The organism is Hymenobacter jejuensis, assembly GCF_006337165.1.
GTDB classification, from domain to species: Bacteria; Bacteroidota; Bacteroidia; order Cytophagales; family Hymenobacteraceae; genus Hymenobacter; species Hymenobacter jejuensis.
Genome location: NZ_CP040896.1, coordinates 313,975 through 334,607, shown reverse-complemented (window position 1 = coordinate 334,607; position 20,633 = coordinate 313,975). Strand labels below are relative to the sequence as shown.

Genomic DNA, 20,633 nt, shown 5'->3' with positions numbered 1-20,633 from the left:
AGCAGGTCAGCAAAACCCCTCTGCCGGAGCCGCGGAGACATCGGTAGCTGCCGCAGACGGGCCTTACGTTCAGCAATGCGGAGCTCAACGCCGGGCTGCAAAGCTTTGTGCTTGTTGTAAAATATTGATTATAAGATACTTATAGGATATAAGCCCATGCCGTAAGGGCCTTGTCCCAGACCAGCAAAGCCGGTATCCGCCCCAGCGATATAAGTAGTTTGATTGACTGATTTACGTAATGGCCTATTCCAGAAGGGATTATGGAAACCCATTAGTCCCTGCATAGACCTTACACTTCGAGCGATTCGCTGTCTATCCATTCTTCCGCCCGCATGAGCACGGCGAGGTTGAGGTAGAAGAAGGAGCCAATCTTATCCACTTCCACCAGCTCATTCAAAAACAAGTGGAAGACGATAATCACCAGCGATAACCCCGCTGCCAGCACCACGCGGCGGTGCGCGGCCGAGGTGCTGCGGTGGTACAAGCGCTCCATGCGCAGCAGGGCCGTCCCGACCAGCAGCGCAAACAGCCCCAATCCCGGAATGCCCTGCTCGGCCAGCATCAGCAGAAAATAGTTGTGGGTGGTCGAGTGCTCGGGATTGGCGCTGACGTAGGTGCGGAAGCTCTTGATGGTGAAGCGCTTGTACTCGGGGTAAAAAGTGCTCGGGCCGCTGCCTACCCAGGGCTTCTCGCCAATCATGTGGGCGGCGGCCACCCAGCGGTACACCCGCTCCATGCCCGACACGTCTTCGAGTTTGTACGTGGCTTCGAGGTGCTTTTCGAAGTTCTGCCCGTTGAAGATGGTCCGCTCGAAGGTGGGGGCGTAGCGCATGAAGTTATCCTGGTGCACCAGGTAGGCCGCCGCGCCGGCTGCCATCAGCACCACAGCCCATAGCACCATGCGCGTCTGGCGCAGGCGCATCATCAGGTAAAACCCCGCCGCCACAGGCAAAGAAAGCATGGAAGCTCGGGTGTACGAGAGGCTGATGCCCAGCACAAACAAGACCATCGCGGCATACCACAGCCGCCGCTTCCCGCGGTGCGTGGTGGCGCGGGCCGCGTAAAAAGCATACGGCACGAGCAAGGCCAGCGCCACCGAATACAGCACGTGGTTGTGGTAAAAGGGCTGCACAGCGTGATTGATGGTCGCGAACGTAAACCCAGTGCTCGCGTGGCGGACCGCCGCGTAGAGGACCGTCGCGGCCGTGCCGGCGGCGTAGCACCCGGCTACGCGCCAGACATCGGCCGGGCGCCGCACAACCAGCAACGTGCCGAACACGAACGGCACGAGGTACCAGGTTTTGGCCAGCAGGTATTTAATTGACTTAGTGGCGTTTACCGAGAAAAGCGTAGAAACTACGGCCCACAGCAACGCCAGCCCCATCAACACCACCAGCGGATGCGTCCAGAAGCGCGCCGGCAGGGCATTGCGGCCAAGCAGCAAGCTAGCGCTCACGCACCCCAGCAACACCACCAGCAACGGCTCCGAGGGCACATCCAAGCTCAGGCCGCCGGGCAGGGAAATTTCGCGCGAAAACGCCAGCGTCGTCAGCAGCAGGTAGTAGAGCCAGCGCCAGTCGAGGGCCAGCACCAGCGCGCCCAACACGAGCACGGGCAATGCAGCCCAGGCCGGCGAGTCGAGCAGCAAAGCCGCCGCGCCCCCGATCAGTACTACGCCCACAAATGCCGCAAACAGCCGTTGATCTGCGTCGGGAGGAGTAAGGCGCCGGAGCAGGGGAGGGGTAGGCATCGCAGGAGCTAGTCGGGGTAAGTGGCAGCCAGCTCGCTGCTGGCATTGCGGCGGTAAGCTTCCAGCAGCGCAATGAAAACCACGGCTAGTACAAACGTAACCACCACCGACCCCACCACAATCAACCAACGAATGGGCTTAGACTTGCGGGCCGCGGGGTAGGCCTTTTGTACCACGTAGATAGACGAAATCTTGCCGCTAATGGCCAACCGGGCCGTTTCGTAAGCCCCGCGGGCGCGCACCAACCGCCCCTGTACGTCCTGAAATCGAATGGCCAGCGTGGTTAGCTCGTCGTTGCCGGCCGTAAAGTTTTCCAGGTTCAGGGCGTTGCCACCGTCGGCTTGGGTGAGGCCGCGCAAGGCCCGGCGCAGCCCAGCAACCTTCGCCGCCGAGCCGCCGCCAGCGGCCACTTCGCCTTCGGCCTGCCGCAGGGCCGTTTCCGTTTCCACGATTTCCTTGGCCAGGTAGCGCGACTCCATTTGCATGCCGTAAATGCCATAGCGGCGCCGAAACCGAATCAGGCTGTCGCGAATTTGCGAGTGCTCGTGCTCCAGGAAATTGGCCCGCTCGCGGTATAGGTCAATGATTTTGCGGCGGTTTTCGAGCGTCAGTTGCTGGTTAAACGAATCGATGGCCTGCGTCATGGCATTCACGACTTGCGCGGCCAGCACTTTGTCTTTGTCCTGGAACGTAAGCTCAATGGCGTCGCGCTCGTTGTGCACAATGCTCAGGTTGCTGCTAAACTCATCGAGCACGTACTGATCGGCCAACTCATCGCCTGGTTGGCCCAGCTTGTAGTGTTCGTGCAGGTGGAAGCGCTTGATAATCAGCTCGGCAATGGGCTGCGACTGCCCGATGGTGATGATGCGGTCGAGGTCTTCGGCGCGGCCACCCGGAGTGAGGCTAGGCACTAAGTTGCCGTTGCTCCGCTCTTCCACAAGCCGGTCAGGATCAATGGTTTCTGGATTGGTAGGGTAGAAGACCGCCGTCGATTTGTAGATATTAGGCAGTAGCAGGGCCACCAATACACTGCCGATTATGGCCAGCAGCAAGGCCCCTAGCACCGGTCGCCGCCATTTGCGAAGGAGAGGCCATAAACCCAGAAGCGAATAGGAGCGAGCGGACATATGGGACGGAAATGAGCAACAGGAGGCACGAAACCGGCCCTTTTAAGGGAGCGGAGGCAGGCAAATCTAGTAGAATTAGGCATTACTTCTCACGGGCTTGCGCAAGACTGCGACGTAGGTGTAGGCGTTGTTCAGCTGCGAGAGCAGCACATAGTCAGGTGGGCGTTGGCAACACAATACGGCGACTTATTGCCTAATTTCGTCCCGCAATCAGCCGCTCGCCCCATCAAAAAGTTTTTCGGAAATATCAGCCTTGTTATCCTGCTCAACCTGCTCGTGAAGCCGGGCTGGGTGGTAGTCGAAAACTTGGTGCAGGACCGGCTGGGCCACGCGGCCTTCGGCACGTTCACCGCCCTGTTTAACCTCACCATCATCTTTGCGGCCCTTTCCGACCTTGGCCTGACCCAGCACACGACCAAGCGCGTTGCGGCCACGCCCGATTTTTTGCCCGAATATTTCCCGACGGTGTTGCCCTTAAAAACCGGGCTGTCGCTGGTGTTTCTAGGGGTCGTGACGGCGGTCGGTTGGGGCATTGGGTACCGCGGCCACACACTCACGCTGCTGGCCCTGATCGGGGCCGGGATGCTCCTGACGCAGTACATCGGCTTCTTGCGCGGGGCGCTGCAAGGCTACCAGCGCTTCAACACCGACGCGGTGCTATCGGTAGTCGAAAAGGCGCTGCTACTGGCCCTAGTGCTACTGTTGCTACCCGTCGGCCTGACGCTCGACCGCTACGTGGGCGCGCGCTCCGTGGCTACGCTGGTAACCTTTTTGTTGCTATATGGCTTAGTGACAAGGCTTTACGGTTGGGTGCGGTATCGGCCGCGTTGGGAACATGTGCGGCTGGTTGTTCGCGAAAGTCTGCCTTTTGCCCTCATCATGCTGCTCTACGGCCTCAACGAGCGCGTCGACATGATCATGCTCGAACGCTTGGTTTCGCCGCAGGAAGCCGGGTATTATGCCGGCGCTTACCGCTGGATGGATGCCGTCATGATGTACCTCTGGACGGTGCTGCCGCTGTTTTTCGCCAAGTTTGCGCACGCCGCGCACCGCCGCGACGAGCTGCGCGAGCTGCTCTGGTTTGGGCAGCGCATCGTTACGGTGCCCCTGCTGTTTGTGAGCGCGTTTGTCCTGTTTCGGGGCGAGGTGCTGTTCTGGCAGTTCAGCCATAGCACCGCCGCCGAACTCACGCGCATGACGCTGAGCCTGAAGGTCTTATTTCTCAACGTGGTCGTCCACGCCTTCTTCGCCATCTACAGCACCCTGCTGACGAGTACCAATCAGGAAAAAGCCGTAAGCTGGCTCATCGTCGCCAGCATCACGCTGAATATTGTTTTGAACGTGTTGCTGCTGCCGCGGTACGGGGCACTGGCCGCGGCCAGCAACACCTTGATTTGCACGCTGTTGGTTTCCGGCGGCTACGTCTGGCTGGTGCGCGATAGGGCGCAGGTGGCCATTCCGTGGGCCGTGCTGGGGCGGTTGGCGGTGGCTTTTGGGCTCCTGTGCGCGGTCTTTTTCGGGCTCCGGCGTCTGGTCGATCAGTGGCTGCTGGAAACTGTAGGGGCTGGCATCGCATTTGTCGTCATTTTGTTTGCAACGCGCGTGGTACGGCTAGCCGAGCTAAAGGCATTGATACGGCGATAAAACACCAAAGGAGCAGTTCGCCAAGTCAGCTGCTTTTGTGCATGTATTAGAAATAATTAGTTATAACTATTTGATCGTTAAATAGTTATAACCGTAAGTTTTTGCTCTCTTTAATTCGGCTCCTGTTTGCATATCGCTGTCAACGTACGATTTCTGCTCCCCGGCAATAAGCTGGAAGGCATTGGGCGTTTCACCTACGAAACGTTGCGCCGCGTGGTGCAGCAGCAGCCGGAGCACACTTTTCATTTCCTTTTCGACCGCCCTTTCGACCCCAAATACCTGTTTGGACCCAACGTGGTGCCGCACGTGCTGGTACCGCCCGCCCGGCACCCGTTTCTGTTCATGGCGTGGTTTGAGGGCGCGGTAGCTGGTTGGCTGGCAATCCATCGGCCGGCGGTGTTTTTGAGTCCCGATGGCCACACGACCCTGCTCACAAAAGTGCCGCGCGTGACGGTTATTCATGACTTGGCGTTGGAGCACTTCCCGGACGATGTGGGCATTGTGCAGCGCCAGTATTACCATTTTTTTACCCCGCGTTTTGTGCGCGCTTCCGCTCGTATTGTGGCCGTATCGGAGGCAACCAAGCAGGATGTAGTGGCCACCTACGGCATTGATCCGCAGCGTATTAGTGTGGTGTATAATGCTGTAGATGAGCAGTTTCGCCCTTCTTCCAAAACTCAGCAGACCGAAACCCGCATTCGCTTTAGCGGCGGCGCGCCGTATTTTCTGTTTGTGGGAGCGTTGCAGCCGCGCAAGAACTTGGTGAACCTGCTACGTGCTTTCGACCAGTTCAAAACCCGCACCGGCGCGGCTACCAAGCTGCTCATTGTGGGCCGCAAAGCCTGGAACGCGGGCCCGATATTCGACCAATACCAGCAGATGCAACACCGCGCCGATGTGCTCCTGACGGGCCGCGTGACCGACGCCGAGCTGGTGCAGCTATACGGTGCGGCGCTGGCTACCGTGTATGTGCCTTATTTAGAAGGGTTTGGAATTCCGATCATCGAAGCGCAGGCGTGCGGGTGCCCGGTCATAACCTCCAACCTTAGTTCGCTGCCCGAAGTGGCCGGCGACGCGGCCTTGCTGGTCGACCCGTTTTCAGTAGAATCCATTGCCGAAGCACTCGCCAACGTGCAGTCCGACAGTACCTTGCGCGCGCAACTAATCGAGCGCGGAAAGCTAAACATCCGACGTTTTTCCTGGGACAAAAGCGCTGCGGAGCTGTGGCAGGCCGTGAGCTTAGCGGCGTAGCGGCAAGCGTAAGATTCATTCTGGAGCGCATCGCCTACCTTGCAAACCAGTTCGTGCGCCGCGTCTGGCCTGTACTTTTAATTCCTGAACCTTGCATCTGTTTCGTATGCCGGCGCCCGTCCGGCGCTTGCTGCCGACTTGCCTGTGGGAGATGCCGGCCACCAGCAACACGCTGTACCTGACCTTCGACGATGGCCCCATTCCGGAGGAAACGCCGTTTGTGCTCGAGCAGCTGGCGCGGTACCAAGCACGAGGTACCTTTTTTTGCGTGGGCGAAAACCTAACCCGTAACCCCGACGTGGCCCGCCAAACGCTGGCAGCCGGGCATCGGCTGGCCAATCACACCTACCACCACGTCAGCGGCTGGTCGCACCCCCGTGAGGTGTATCTGAAGGAAGTAAAACGCTGTCAGCAAGAGCTTGACAATCTGACGGTTGTGCCTGAGGCCCGGCCGTTGCTGCGGCCGCCTTATGGGCGCATTACCATTCCGTTGGCGCGGGCGCTGCACCCCACGCACCAAGTAGTCATGTGGGACCTGCTGACCTGCGATTACGACGCTTCGTACAACTCCGAAGCCTGCCTTCGCAACGCGATTCGGCTGACCAAACCCGGCTCCATTGTGGTGTTTCACGACAGCCTTAAGGCCAGCCGTAACCTGCGCTACGTGCTGCCGCGTTACTTAGCGCACTTTGCCAACCTAGGTTTCCAATTTGAATCGCTGTAAGCGCTGATGCTCGACTGGCTCACCGGATATTTTATGGGTTGGTTTGCCGTGCTGGGGCTTTCCACGCTGCTGTTTGCCCTGCGGCGCGGCCGCAAGCCCGGCCCGCTGCCCGAGCCCTTGCCGCGCGTGAGCATTCTTATTGCCGCCCGCAACGAAGAGGCCGCCATTGGCCGCTGTCTGGCTTCGGTGCGGGCCCTAAATTACCCGGCACACCTCCTCGAAGTGCTGCTCGGCGACGATGCTTCCACCGACCGCACCCGCGCCATAGCCGAGCAAGTAATGCACGATTATGATGGTGATTTTCAGTGTGTTAACATCTCCGATACGCTCGGCTTCGCGAGGGGCAAGGCCAATGTACTGGCGCATCTGGCCCGCGTGGCTACGTCTGATTATTACTTCATTACGGACGCCGATATCGCCGTGCCGCCCACCTGGATTGAAGGGTTGTTGCCGTACGCGCAGCCGGGCGTGGGCACTGTCACGGGCCTGACGGTGGTGGAAGGACCGCGCCTGTTCGACCGCCTTCAGGGCCTCGATTGGCTGATCTCGTTGGGCCTCGTGCAGGTCGTGTCGGATTTTGGCGTACCCGTAACCGCGATGGGCAACAACATGCTCGTGACGCGCGCTGCTTACCAAGCCACCGGCGGCTACGAGCAGCTGCCGTTCTCCGTTACCGAAGATTACGAGTTGTTCAAGGCCGTTTTGCGGCAGGGATTCACTTTTCGCAACGTCTTCCGGCCCGAAGTGCTGGCGCTTTCACTGCCCATTGCTACGGTGGCGCGCCTGCTGCACCAGCGCCGGCGCTGGCTCCGCGGCGTGGAGGCGCTGCCGTGGTGGCTCCAGCTGGGACTGGTGTATTACGCGTTGTTTTACTTGGCTTTGGCGTTGCTGGCATGGACTGGCGGCCTCGCGTTGGCGGCGCAGGTGTGGCTTACCAAAATGGTGTTGCAAGGCCTGCTGGCTGCCATTTGCTTCCGCCGCCTCGGCCGCCGGCCGCCACTGGAGCTGCTGCCCGTATTTGAGCTTTACACCATCTTCCTGACGGCTGGCCTGGGCGCATTTCGAGCGCTGAGGCTAAAGTTTGATTGGAAAGGACGTGTTTATAAATAGTTGATTGTCAAATCATTATATCATTTTCTTGGTGATAGCCCACTCTGTCATCCTGAGCGCAGCGAAGGACCTTGTCACACCAGAACAAGGAATAGGCATGTTGCTCATGCGTGACAGGGTCCTTCGCTGCGCTCAGGATGACAGGTGGGAAAAGGGGCGACGTGGTAGATTAAGCTAGACTATGGATTAAGAAAAGCTGAGTGAAAACTTCTGCGCAGTCATTTGGCAACAAGCAGCAACCGGACTCGACAAAAAAGCCCCGCTGTTGCCCATTCTTAGCGTAGCATTTCTGACTTTTGCGGCTTGACCTACCCACACTATGCACCTCACCGACTCCCACGCGCACATCTATTCCGAGCAGTTTAAAGAAGACCGCGATGCTACCCTGCAACGCGCTTTCGAAGCTGGCGTTCAGACCATCGTGATGCCCAACATCGACCACACCAGCATCGATGCCATGCTCGAAACGGAGCTGCATTACCCGCAGAACTGCTTCGCTATGATGGGGTTGCATCCGTGTTCGGTGGGCAAACACTTCGAGCGGGAGTTGTACCAAGTGGAGGAGTGGCTGAGCAAGCGGCCATTTGCCGCAGTAGGAGAGTGCGGCATCGATCTGTATTGGGACAAAAGCTTTTTTGCGCAGCAGCAAGAAGCCCTGCGCGTCCAAATTGACTTGGCCAAGCGGTATCAATTGCCGCTGGTGCTGCATACCCGCGACGCCTTCCGCGAAACGGCCGACCTCATCGAAGAAGCGCAGGACGGCAGCTTGCGGGGCGTGTTTCATTGCTTTTCGGGTACCCCGGAGGAAGCCGAGCGCGCTAGTAAGCTGGGGTTCTTGCTGGGCATTGGAGGCGTGGCAACGTTCAAAAACGGCGGACTGGATAAAGTGCTGCCTGCCATTGACTTAGCCAATTTGCTGCTCGAAACCGACTGCCCGTATCTGGCGCCCGTTCCGCACCGTGGCAAACGCAACGAACCGGCCTACTTGCCCCTGATTGCGCAGCGAACCGCGGAGTTGTTGCAAAAGGACGTGGAGGAAGTTGTGGAAGCTACCACCCGCAACGCGAAAGCGCTGTTTAACCTCTAGGCCATGCGCGCCGTTCTTCCCGTCATCAGCATTCACACCGCCGCCAACGGCGACCCGGCCAACGCCTCCATCTTGGTGATCTACACGGGCGGCACCGTAGGCATGGCCTACAACAAGCACGGCGTGCTGGCCCCCATGCGCTTCAGCGAGGTCAATAAGCTTATGCCCGAGTTGCGCCATCTGCGCATGCGCGTATCGGTGCTGAGCCTGCCCGACCCCATCGATTCATCGAATGTGACGCCGACCAACTGGCTCATGATGGCCGCCATCATCCAGGAAAACTACGATCAGTACGACGGGTTTGTGGTGCTGCACGGTACTGATACCATGGCGTATTCGGCCTCGGCATTGGGGTATTTGCTGGAAAATCTGGCGAAGCCCGTGGTGTTTACGGGTGCCCAGGTGCCCGTTGGTCGCATTCGTACCGATGCGCGGCGCAACTTCATCACGGCCCTCGACATTGCCGCCGCCCGTCACCCCGATGGCACTGCGCGCGTACCAGAAGTAAGTCTGTTTTTCAACACGCTGCTACTGCGCGGAACTCGCGCCAAGAAAGTTGAAAGCCAGCATTTTGCAGCGTTTAAGAGCGAAAATCTGCCGCCGTTGGTGCGGGCCGGTATCAAGCTGGAATTCACCGACAGCCTGATTCGGCCGCTGCCCACCGAGCCGTTGCAGGTGCACACCCACCTCGACGACCACGTGACCATCCTGAAGCTGTTTCCCGGCATCACCGAGGCCGTGGTAAACTCGATTTTGGGCGTAAAAGGTTTGCGCGGCTGCATCCTCGAAACCTACGGCTCGGGCAACGCACCTACGCAGCCGTGGTTTTTGCGGTGCCTGGAAGTGGCACACAACCGGGGCGTGCACATCCTCAACGTGAGCCAGTGCGAGGAAGGCCGCGTAGAGCAGGGCCGCTACGAAACCAGCGCTTCTTTGCTCGCGCGAGGCGTATTGGGCGGCGACGACATCACCACGGAAGCTGCAATTACGAAGTTGATGTTTGTACTGGGCCTGGGCCGCAGCGCCGCCGAAACGGCTCGGCTCTTGACCAGCGACCTGCGCGGCGAGATCAGCGTGCTGTAACGAAGGTTGCGAATCTGGGAAAAGGAACGTTACTTTGCGCCCGATTCCTGACCCAGAGAGGTGTCCGAGTGGTCGAAGGAGCACGCCTGGAAAGTGTGTATGGGCCAAAAGCTCATCGTGGGTTCGAATCCCATCCTCTCTGCACACAAAAGAAAACCCGCTGCAAATCTTTATTTGCAGCGGGTTTTCTTTTGAGGAGTTCAGCGATAGGTCAAAAATATGTACGGCATTTTGCGCACTTAAAATGAACATTATTCCCCAGTTTCTCTGTTAATGTTTATTTAAATGAAACTTGCGCATTTAAAAAATACATTTCTGTGGTCTTGAAAAGAAATATATAATTCTAAAGCTCAATCTAATAGCTTAAAGTCTAAAAGTTGTAGGCTGTAATTCTTGGCTAGTTGAAACGGATTTACGTGTGATCTTTAATACCTACTACTTTAACAAATTTTTTTTATGACGGCAATCCCTAAGCAATATTTTAAGCCACTTACTGGCGTGCGAGCTATAGCTGCTTTTATGGTTTTCTTATGTCATTTTAGCCCTTATCCTCTCTTTACAAGCGACCCCTATTGGCGTGATTTTTTCGGGTATTTTCATGTCGGTGTTACTTTCTTCTTTACGCTCAGCGGTTTTCTCATTGCTTCACGGTATATAGACACGAGCGAATTAACGTGGAAATATTTTAAACAATACTTGCTTAATCGGTTTGCACGTATTTACCCAATTTATTTCTTGCTTACATTTATCCCTTTTATCTATCTTCTACGTTTCCCATTAGATGGTGCGGCCCCGGAAGTGCCCATCTGGATGAAGTACTTAGCAAACATTACGCTGCTTAAAGGTTTTTCTGCAACACTGTGGGGCTCAGGACTAGGACAGGCTTGGTCTCTCACAGTTGAGGAGTGTTTTTACTTATCGGCACCCATATTATTCTTTTTTCTGACAAAATTTCGTAGCCATCAATATCTTGTATTTTTGGCCAGTGGTGGAGTAGTGTTGAGTTTAGGGCTACTCCTTACACAGCTTTTCCACGGTAAGCCGTTAGGGCTGTTTGCTGACTACACTTTTCTATTCAGCTGGACATTTTTCGGGCGATTCACTGAGTTTTTTATTGGCGTGGCCTTGGCGATCTACCTCAAGCGTCATCCAGTACCTCACTTTAAGAATGATGGGCGTCTGACTTATGTAAGTGTTTTGTTTATATTTTTAATAATAGCTTTGTTAGCTGCCTTAAAGCATTACGTCAGCCTAGACCGTGAAACTATAACGGCTGTTTTGATAAATAATGTCGTTCTGCCTGTTTTTATTGCGTGTTTTTACTATGGCTTAATAGCTGAGAAGACTCGCATGGCGGCTTTGCTTGCAACGTCTACTGCGGACTTATTGGGGAAGAGTTCCTACGCTTTTTATCTCATTCATGCAGGCGTACTTAGTAGCGAAATTAGCATCCGATTGCACATGGCCCCTTTAGCGCACTATTTTGTACACCTTGGACTTTTGATAACGATATCAATCGCTCTCTACCGGTATGTTGAAGAGCCTCTGAACCAATTCATTCGCCACAGATTTTTGCCGGCAACTGTCAAGCATTCACATGGTCATCCTATAGCTGCTTTGTCTACACCTCATCCAACTTCTGCATCAGCTACACCAACCCGCTGAAGCAAAGCGATATCTCTCAAGTAATACTGAGCTTCTTATCACGTTTACAGTTTTCTATATAAAAAAAACGAAAATGTATATTCGTAAAAAAGCTCCGCATCTTCAATAGATGATGCGGAGCTTTTTTTATTGCTAATAACTATATCACTAACTTATAGCAACTCAATCCCCGTTATTTCGCGGAGCTTGGTGTATTGCTTCTTCTCAGGTTGATAAACTTCAATTTCCTGCCAGTTGATTCGGGCTTGCTTACCTTGCAGATTGCAGAGCAGCTAGTTTAGGCAGTATCTCTTCTGCGCCATCAAATTTGCTCAACCACACAAAATCGGCTTTTTCGGCTCTGTTGACGGTGAGTTGTAGCATAGCGAGCGCAGTGCCTCGCAAGCTGCCTAATTGCCCAACCGTTTGGCCGGTAGTGGCTACGGCAGAAGATGGGGAAGAGGATAGCATTCCCGCCAAAGTCAAATACGCCGGACAATCCTATGCCATCACGGCTCCGACCTCGGTTCCTATTTGGCGCATCTGATTTGCGTCGGAAAGAACATTGTCGCCATACAGGCGCTGAAGCTCCTTGATCTCTTTGCCCAAAATAGGGGTAAAGCACTGTACTAAAAGCTTGGTATACTGGTTTTTGGTAACGAAAGTCAGGTTCTGCTCTTAGATCTTCTTCTCCAAGACTACACAGGTAGAGGCGGCTAATTTCGCTTTGAATTCTTCTTTTGTTTGTTGCGCGTAAATGGGAGATACCGCCAAGTAGCCAGTCCACAGGAATGCTAAGGAGGAACGTAAAATCATATTTATACTGAAAATTTAGGGGTAATCGTACCGGTAAAGCTAACAAAGTTTTATGTATAAAATACAATTTAATATTTACCGAAGCGCATGAATTCCAGTAATTTCCTCAGGGTGTAGCCGACTTTCGGACGGCGGATCTGGGGCGTTTGCCAAGCTGTTCAGGAGTCGGGGAGCCACACGCCAGCACATCAGTGTGCCCCTCTGGCTGCCGGTTTCCTCGCAAACTATAACGAAGCCGGCCGGCCCCGGACACTGGCCGGCTTATCGGCACTGGTATGGTTTCGAAAAAGCCAGGTTCTGAACAGGCTTACCAAGTAACCGTAAAGTTCTATCGGACGAGATTTTGGCTTGGGCAAGCAAAATGCTAAAAGTCATTGCTATAGCAGCTGTCCGAATTCGCATCTGTCGCTGCGGATGGCGCTAAAATTTCTTGAAATTATTGTGAACCCCGTCGGCTTAAAGCAGGACGGTTCCGTATTATTGTATCAATCTAATTCAAGTTTTTATCAATTTAATTATAAAAAACTGGTAATATGCAAAAACGCTATTCCCTCACCACCGCCTTGGTGGCAGTGTTGCTGTTGTGTTCGCTAACCAGCTGCGAGGACATTTTAGAGCAATACTTCCCCCACGCCCCGGCACCCACACCTACCCCTACTTACCCGTCCCTGGGGCTGGATATTCCCTTTTATGCCTTGTCGGGCGGCACGCGGCTCGACGCCTATTCGACCAAGAATCCGGCCAGCCGGACGGCCTCGGTGGTGATATCGGGCTTGCAGCCGGGTGAAAAGCTGCTGGCTATGGATTTCCGGCCTGCTACGGGGCAGCTTTACGGGCTGGGTAGCACCAGTCGCTTATATGTACTTGACCAGCAGACCGGTACGGCCCGAGCTGTGGGCTCCGGTGCCTTCACCCCGGCCTTAGCAGGCAATTTGGTGGGCTTCGACTTCAACCCCACCGTCGACCGCATTCGGGTGGTGACGAGCACGGGCCAGAACCTACGTTTGCACCCGGTCACCGGCGCCGTAGTGGCTACCGACGGCCTGATTAACGGGGCCGAGGGCGCCACACTCACGGCCGTGGCGTATACCAATAGCCGGGCGGGCGCAGCCACCACCGAGCTCTACGCCATCAACACCCATGATCAACAGCTGTATCGGATTTCGTCGCCCAACGAGGGCACGCTGACGGCCGTAGGAGCGCTGGGCCTAAGCGTGACCGGCGACGGCGGCTTCGATATTGATGTCAAGACGGGCACGGCGCTGGGCTTATTTCCGGTAAACGGGCTGCCCACGCTGTTCTCGGTCGATTTGAAAACGGGCAAAGCCCAGCCGCTGGCCCAATATAGCGCCAGCCTCGGCTACACGGCCCTGGCCGTGCCGTCGCAGCCCGTTGCGTATACCGTGGATTCGTTTTTTGCGGGCAGAACGGGAGTGCTGATCTCACTGCGCATTTTCGATCCGACCAGCCTGCATACCCAGCCCGACCCAGCCGTGCCCGATGCCCCCGTGACCAAAACCCCTACAGGGTTGGCGGTGCCGGGCCAAGAGTACCTCGACGGCATCGATTTCCGGCCGGCTACGGGCCAATTGTATCTCCTGACCAGTCAGCACACCAGCCCCTACGTGTACCGCCTCTACACCCTTGATGCAGCCACGAGCGCGGCTACCTTAGTGGCCACAATGGGCCTTCCGCTAACCAGCGAAGTAGCCGCCTTTACCTTCAATCCCACTGAGGATCGGGTGCGCATCATCAGCTTCGAAGGGCAGAACATCCGGATGAACCCGACGGATGGCACCGTGGTGGTGGATGCGCCGCTGACCCCAGGCGGCTCGCCTTCCGTGACCGACGCCGCCTATGACAAGGACGCCAACCTCTACGTTGTTGGGCGCGACCAAAAGCTCTACCGGCAAACTTCGACAACCTCAGGCGCGCTGACACCAGTAGGAAGCCTGGGCGTCACCGATGCCGGCCTGACCAGCTTCTCCATTGGTCGCACCAACAATGCGGCCTACGCGTTCTTTACTGGCAACAGCGAAAGCCGGGTGCACAGCGTCAATTTGGCTACGGGGCAGGCTACGGCCCTCAGCGGGGCATTTGGCTTTACAGGCTACCTCAGCAGTGATATCGCGGTGGGCTTAGGCTTCTAACGCCTGGCTTTTTTTATTCTTACATACCACCGCCCCGGCGCATGCGCCGGGGCGGTGGTGTTTGCGGGAATACATAAAACCTGATTTTAAATACGTAAATAATTGATTATCAATTATTTACGTATTATCCATTTTCCTGCGCAACCCGATTATGCGGAGCGTAGCCCCCCGCTTCCGCCGCGCACTTGCCGTGGTGGGCAGTTCTACATCACGTACGGATGCTGTTGCTGCTCCAGGGGCAGGGCCAGAAAGGCGTCGATGCGGCCATGAATGCCGGCCACGATGTCGGCCAGGGGCATTTGCACGTCGTCGTCTTCGTAGAGCATTTCGCGCTCCTGCCCGTCGTAGACGTAGGCATGCGAACGGTACTGGTCGTCTTCAGCGCCGTATTCCTCAAAAATCAGGATGTGGAAGCCTTTGTAGAAGCTGTTGTGCTTGGCGGCGGCAGGGTTGTGTTCCATCACGTTGGTGGTTAGGGTTTTGCCTGTCGTCGGAAGATAGGCAAATCTGCCAACCCCGCAGAAAACAGCTAGCGTTAGTGCTAGAAAAACTCCCCTCCTTATTTTCAAGGAGGGGTTGGGGTGGTCAGCTAGAGCTAGAAAGCTAGAACTAGTCATCGTTCAACGCTTGGGCCAACCACCCCTAACCCCTCCTTAGCTAAGGAGGGGAACTAACTTTGTAGCTCTAGCTCTGACGTTTGAAGGGAGCCTTTTGCCTTTCTACTGACGAGTTGCAAGCCATTTGGATTCTTTACTAAACCAGGGACCGGATCAACCGTTACCTTTGGATGGCCGGCTGTACAAAAATCACAACGTTGTATTTTTGCGCGCTTTGATTGTCTCCCTACTTATTAAAGAACCTCCAACGGCTATGTTCCAAGTGCCGCCTGCCGTATTTGCTGCCTTTCCGATGCCGTGCTTGGTGCTGGCTGCAGAGGCGCCCGAGTATGCAGTCGTGGCTGTGAATGCCGCATTTGGTCGGCTGGTGCCGGGGGCGGAAGAAGCGCTGTTGCACGGCAGTGCTGCAGCCGCTTTTCCGGGGCCGAAGGAGCTGCTTGATGCTTCGTTGACGCAAGTAATTGCCACCAAACAGGCGCACACGCTCCCTGTGCAGGCATATCGGCAGCCAAGTACCGCGGCCCAGCCTGCAACCACCCGTTACGGCCGGCCAGAAAATACGCCGGTGCTCAACGAAGCGGGCGAGGTAGCCTATGTGCTGCACACCGTCGCCGACGTGCCTGTGCCGCCGCACGACGCGGGGCTGCCCGACCACCCGGAAGCCCTTATGGTCTTTGACCTGGCCGGCATTGCCCGGCGGGCCAACGACCGGCTAGAGCAGCTCACGCAGTTGCCCAATGAGGCCTTGCTCGGTCAGCACTTTTCGCATTTCATCGCCCCCGACGACCGTGAGCGGGTAGCAGAGCACTTCCGGCGAGCGGCCCAGGGCCAACCCCAGCACTACGTTGCGGAAAGCAGCCCGGCAGCGGGGCGTCGCCTGCAATTGCGCCTCATGAACCTGCCTCAGCTCGTAGACGGCGAAATTGTGGGCGTATATGCCATTGCCCAGGACATTACAAAGCGCTGGGAAACCAACCAGGCCATAATCGAACGGGAGCATCGGTTCCGGGTGGCCTTCGATTCGATTGCCGACGTGATTTTTATTCTGGACGTTCACCCGGATGGTGGCTACAGCTTCAACAACGTCAACCGGGCTTTTGTGGCCACAACGGGCTTGCCCGTAGAGCAGGTGGTAGGGCGAAACGTCGCAGAGATTATTCCGGAGCCGGCGCTGCAAATGGTGCTGGGCAACTACGCCGAAGCCATCCGGAGCCGCCAGCGCGTCATGTGGGAGGAAACCTCGGACTACCCTTCGGGCCAAATAACGGGCGAGGTCAGCGTGACGCCCGTCTTCGACGACAACGGCCGCTGTAGCCAGCTGATCGGCATCGTGCACGACCTGACCGCCCAACGGCAAGCCGACGCTCGCCAGAAGAAAATGGCGCAAGAGATGTTTAGGCAAAACTCTGATTTGCAGCAGTTTACCTACATCGTATCGCACAACCTGCGAGCGCCATTGGCCAACGCCAAAGGATTTGCTTCGCTGCTAACCCGCGTCGATAAGGATTCGGAGGTGTTCAGCACGTCGCTCACGAACCTGCAAACCAGCCTGCAACAGCTCGACGGCATTATGCAGGACGTCACGGATATTCTCTCCATCCGCGACAAGCAAAAGGCGTTCGGAAAGCCCGAAACCGTGTCGTTGGCCGCTGCCTGCCAGCAAGCCTGCCGGAGCTTGGAAAAGGCCCTGCAGGAAAGTCACGGCACGGTCAACATGGCCATCTCCGAGGATCTGCTGCTGCAAGGCAACCGGGCGTATCTGTACAGCATTTTTTACAATCTGCTGTCCAATGCCATCAAGTACCGCGCCGCCGAGCGCCCGTTGGTGGTCGACATTGAGGCCCATGCCGAGGGCGCAAGCCTTGCCCTGACCATTGCCGACAACGGCCTGGGGTTTGAGCAGGGACCAAGCGACAAGGATGTGTTTCAGCTCTACCAGCGGTTCCATACCGGGCCGGAAGGTCGGGGGATTGGCCTTTTTTTAGTGAAAGCTCACGTAGAAGCAATGGGCGGGATCATCGAGGTCCGGAGCCAGGTAAATCAAGGAAGCTGCTTTACCATTCGCTTCAATTAACTAGCAGATGCATACGTATTTGATCGACGATGACGAAATAGGGGTTTATCTGACGGAGCAGCTGCTGCGTCTGGAAAACTTCTCGGATACGATTTCTACTTTTTTCTCCGCCCAAGAGGCCCTTGGCGCCCTCCAACGGCGGCTGCCGGCGGCCGTGCCCCAGGTGATTTTCCTGGACCTGAACATGCCCGGTATGGACGGTTGGGAATTTCTGGAGGCCCTGGCCCCCTACGAAAAGCAGCTGGCCGGCCGGTGCCGCATCTACATCCTGACATCGTCGCTGGCACTGGCGGATACTGCTAAAGCCAAAGAATACTCTCTGGTATCGGGCCTGCTCCACAAACCCATCGACGGTGCAGAGCTCAGCGCCATTCGGGCGCAAATCGTAGATGACGAAGGGTGAGCGTACCTAGGCTACCGCACCAACACTAGTTTGGTGGCTTTCTTTTAAGTAATTGACTATGAAATATTTACAAAAAAGGCCGCTGATTACAGCGGCCTTTTTTAGTGGGCTATCTTACCAGAACCAGCTTCGTGGTCTGGACTTTGGAGCGGGTGGTCAGGCGGGCAATGTAGATTCCTTGGGCGAGCGTTCGTCCCTGTACCACGTAGCGGTAGAGCTGGCCGGCTTGTGCCGTGCCCTGGCCCAGAGTAGCAACCCGTGCACCACGCAAATCATAGACTTCCAACAAGAACGGCTCTTCCTGCGTGAGGGAGAAGGTCAGCGCCGTTTGGTCTCGGAAGGGCGTGGGCGCCGCTTGTAGCGCGGTGGCTTCCTCAGCGGCTGGAATGCGGATGGGGTTTAGCTCGGAGATGAGATGATTCGTCACTTCGAAAACAGCATTGGCACCTGGCCCGGTGGCTTGTCCTCCAAATGTGAACACCTTGATCGGGCCGGTCACAGCTCCCTCCGGCACAGTGACATCAATTCTGGTATCACTGTTACTATCAATGTACGCTCTTACTAATCCGCCTGCTGGACCAGTGAAAACAACTCCAGCGTCGCGAAGGCTAGTACCGATGATACTAACATGCCTGCCCACAGGTCCTCTAAGCGGAGTGATATGATAAACGATGGGATCTGTAATGATGAAGTTACCATCACTTCTCGCCGTTCCACCGCGTGTGTGGACAGTGATTTTACCGGTAGTGGTTCCGATTGCGACCTTCGCGACAATAGTATTAATATTAAATACTAAGAAATCTTCTGCAGGTGTGCCGTCGAATTTTACCTCATCGGCTTCAAACAGGTTTAGCCCCGATATCGTAACCCCTTGTCCAATAGGGCCTTGCTGAGGGGTGAAACCGGTAATGACAGGTCTGGGATTATTTACGGTGAATACGGGCGCACTAGTAATCGTTACGCCAGCGGTGCGCACTGAAATTCGACCCGTTGTCGCTCCTGCGGGCACCCCGACTGTAATTTGAGTGAGGCTGTTCACTATGCAGGGGGTTGTAACGGGCGGTCCGCCATGCGGCCCTGCGGTGCCTTCAAAAGTCACTGTTGCTCCATTGGTAAATCCGTCTCCTGTAATTATTACTGTAGTTCCCCTTGGGCCGGAAGTAGGCGTAAAAGAGGTGAAGGCTACTACCAGGAACGGAGGGCTGGTAGCTGTACCGGTGGCAGGAACGGTTACTTTAATTGGGCCACTGGTAGCGCCGACAGGTACTCGGGCCAGTATCTGGGTGTCGTTGACGACAAAGGAGTTAGTGGCCGGAACATTGTTAAAACTTACTGCCGTCGCCCCGGTGAAACCGGTTCCCGTAATGGTCACCTGGGTACCAACAAGGCCGGCAGCGGGCGCAACTGTAGTAATGACAGGCGGCGCCTGGACAACCGTGATCGTGACCTGCTCCTCATCAGTGGCCTCGCCATCCGATACCTTCACGGAGAAGGTGTAAGAGGTTGGGCTAGGCGGAGAGGGCGCCAGCTGACTGGAAGCGGTAAGTTGCCCGGCGGCCTGGCGTTGGCTCAGGCTCGGGGTCCAGGTGAAGACCCCGCTGGTAGAGCCAATGGAAGCGCCTAATGGGGCCCCTGCCAGCGAGAAGGTCAACGGTTGGGCCGGCACATCGGCATCGGTGGCCGTCGCCGTAAAGGTATACGGCGCTAACCTGGGGATGACAGCCGAGAGCGGCACGCCCGATAACACCGGCGCCACGTTGGCTTCCGTGACATGGAGGATCACGGATTTGAAGGCAAAGTGGCCTTCGTCAAAGGTGTCTCCACCGGTGTCGGTTACCTTTACGTAAAATGTATAGGTGCCCGGGCCCTGGGCTTCATTTGGCGTCCAGCTAAACACGCCCGTCGCGGGATGGATGCTGGCCCCGGGTGGACCATTGACCAATAAGAACGTCAGGGTTTGGGCCGGCACATCGGCATCGGTGGCCGTCGCCGTGAAGGTGTACAGGACTAATTCCGGAATGGTAACTTCGGTCGGTACCCCCGCTAATTCCGGGGCCTGGTTCACTTCCGTCACCGTGATGGCCACGGGCTTTTCGTCGGCCGCTTGCCCGTCCGATACGTGCACGACGAAGGAATAAGAGCCGGGACCCTGGGCTTCCGTGGGCGTCCAGGTCACCACGCCGGTGGCGGCATTAATAAGGGCGCCTGCCGGCGGGTCCACCAGACTGAAGGTCAAGGGGTCACCGTCCGCATCGGTCGCGGAGGCCGTAAAGCTAGTGGGGGCTAACTCGGGAATGCTTTGGGCCGGGATGGACGCTAAAACGGGCGGGTGATTTTCGGAAACGTTGAGAACGTTCAGCGTAATGAATTGACTGACCGCCGACAATCCGTTATCCGATACATACACATAAAAGGAGTAACTCTGGCCTGCTTGCGCTGCGGTCGGCGTCCAGCTAAACACGCCGCTGCCAGGGTCGATGCTGGCGCCCACTGGCTGGCCGCTTACGCTAAAGGTCAACGGCTGCCTGGGGATGTCCGGGTCGGAGGCAGATGCCGTAAAATGGTAGGGAACGAGGGCCGGTATCGTGACGGGCGACGGGATAGGCGCTAGCACCGGGGCTGCGTTTACCTCTGTTACATTAATTACGTACTTGAGGGTGACTGTGCTTCCATCGCGTACAAGCGTTCCGATCACAGTGAAGGGATAGGTGCCCGGGCCTTGCGCTTCCGTCGGCGTCCAGACAAAGCGACTGGAGAGCGGATCAAGAGATGCCCCGTCGGGCAGGTCGGTGGAAGAAAAGGTTATAACCGACGGACCTGGTCCGGGGCAGAACGTACAAAAGGAGAACTCGGCCAATTCCGGAATGATAATGGGGGTTCCTTGTGCCGATACCGTGCTGGCCAACAGCACCAGGAGCCATGTGGAGAAAAACCCGCGAACGTTTTTCTTTATTCTGAGCCCCAGTTGGCGGTTAGCAGCCGCGAGAAAATGTAGTAAACAATAGTGCATGATAACCAACGAAGAAGATGGGAGATTAGGGCCTCTATGGGCTCTTCTTGCGTAGCAGGGCACGGGAAGGAACCACGTCCTTTCGTGCTGACCAAGCCGCCGTCGTTCGGAGACCTAGAATGGAGAGAAAAGGAAGATCGGCG

14 protein-coding genes and 1 tRNA gene are annotated in these 20,633 nt (G+C 56.3%); 11 read left to right on the top strand and 4 right to left on the bottom strand.

Annotated features, from left to right (window positions below):
• Positions 1–289: 289 nt before the first annotated feature.
• Together FHG12_RS01180 and FHG12_RS01175 are read right to left on the bottom strand one after the other, a co-directional pair.
• Positions 290–1,750, bottom strand: coding sequence for an O-antigen ligase family protein (locus tag FHG12_RS01180; RefSeq protein WP_139513781.1), 1,461 nt, complete (start codon positions 1,748–1,750; stop codon positions 290–292).
• A gap of 8 nt (positions 1,751–1,758) precedes the next feature.
• Positions 1,759–2,877 (bottom strand): GumC domain-containing protein, encoded by a 1,119-nt coding sequence (locus FHG12_RS01175; RefSeq protein WP_139513779.1) that lies wholly within the window; start codon positions 2,875–2,877, stop codon positions 1,759–1,761.
• Between the two features lie 165 nt (positions 2,878–3,042).
• Between FHG12_RS01175 and FHG12_RS01170 the strand changes: the two genes are divergently transcribed.
• From FHG12_RS01170 to FHG12_RS01130, 9 genes are all read left to right on the top strand, one after another.
• Entirely contained in the window at positions 3,043–4,521 is a 1,479-nt protein-coding gene (locus FHG12_RS01170; RefSeq protein WP_139513777.1) for an oligosaccharide flippase family protein, read from the top strand.
• 126 nt (positions 4,522–4,647) lie between these two features.
• Complete coding sequence (locus tag FHG12_RS01165) at positions 4,648–5,772, top strand: glycosyltransferase family 4 protein (RefSeq protein ID WP_139513775.1); 1,125 nt, start codon at positions 4,648–4,650, stop codon at positions 5,770–5,772.
• 91 nt (positions 5,773–5,863) lie between these two features.
• Positions 5,864–6,496 (top strand): polysaccharide deacetylase family protein, encoded by a 633-nt coding sequence (locus FHG12_RS01160; RefSeq protein WP_230471245.1) that lies wholly within the window; start codon positions 5,864–5,866, stop codon positions 6,494–6,496.
• A gap of 33 nt (positions 6,497–6,529) precedes the next feature.
• Positions 6,530–7,606: a glycosyltransferase gene (locus tag FHG12_RS01155; protein ID WP_165699267.1), complete on the top strand. Its 1,077-nt coding sequence runs from the start codon at positions 6,530–6,532 to the stop codon at positions 7,604–7,606.
• Positions 7,607–7,925: 319 nt separating this feature from the next.
• Positions 7,926–8,693, top strand: a complete 768-nt coding sequence (locus FHG12_RS01150; RefSeq protein ID WP_139513771.1) for a TatD family hydrolase — start codon at positions 7,926–7,928, stop codon at positions 8,691–8,693.
• A gap of 3 nt (positions 8,694–8,696) precedes the next feature.
• The gene (locus FHG12_RS01145) at positions 8,697–9,776 is read left to right on the top strand and encodes a type I asparaginase (protein WP_139513769.1); all 1,080 of its coding nucleotides are present in this window, start codon (positions 8,697–8,699) and stop codon (positions 9,774–9,776) included.
• Positions 9,777–9,830: 54 nt separating this feature from the next.
• Positions 9,831–9,918: transfer RNA gene (locus FHG12_RS01140), tRNA-Ser, on the top strand.
• A gap of 314 nt (positions 9,919–10,232) precedes the next feature.
• Complete coding sequence (locus tag FHG12_RS01135) at positions 10,233–11,441, top strand: acyltransferase family protein (RefSeq protein ID WP_139513767.1); 1,209 nt, start codon at positions 10,233–10,235, stop codon at positions 11,439–11,441.
• Positions 11,442–12,769: 1,328 nt separating this feature from the next.
• Complete coding sequence (locus tag FHG12_RS01130) at positions 12,770–14,386, top strand: DUF4394 domain-containing protein (RefSeq protein ID WP_139513765.1); 1,617 nt, start codon at positions 12,770–12,772, stop codon at positions 14,384–14,386.
• A gap of 203 nt (positions 14,387–14,589) precedes the next feature.
• Here the strand turns inward: FHG12_RS01130 and FHG12_RS01125 are convergent, their stop codons facing one another.
• On the bottom strand, positions 14,590–14,847 hold the full coding sequence (locus FHG12_RS01125) for a hypothetical protein (protein ID WP_139513763.1): 258 nt from the start codon (positions 14,845–14,847) through the stop codon (positions 14,590–14,592).
• Between the two features lie 409 nt (positions 14,848–15,256).
• On the opposite strand from FHG12_RS01125, the gene FHG12_RS01120 reads away from it, so the two are divergent.
• The gene (locus FHG12_RS01120) at positions 15,257–17,077 is read left to right on the top strand and encodes a sensor histidine kinase (RefSeq protein ID WP_139513761.1); all 1,821 of its coding nucleotides are present in this window, start codon (positions 15,257–15,259) and stop codon (positions 17,075–17,077) included.
• Positions 17,078–17,084: 7 nt separating this feature from the next.
• Positions 17,085–17,480, top strand: a complete 396-nt coding sequence (locus FHG12_RS01115; protein ID WP_139513760.1) for a response regulator — start codon at positions 17,085–17,087, stop codon at positions 17,478–17,480.
• 109 nt (positions 17,481–17,589) lie between these two features.
• Here FHG12_RS01115 and FHG12_RS01110 read toward each other — a convergent pair whose 3' ends face one another.
• Positions 17,590–20,490, bottom strand: a complete 2,901-nt coding sequence (locus FHG12_RS01110; protein WP_139513758.1) for a putative Ig domain-containing protein — start codon at positions 20,488–20,490, stop codon at positions 17,590–17,592.
• Positions 20,491–20,633 lie beyond the last annotated feature (143 nt).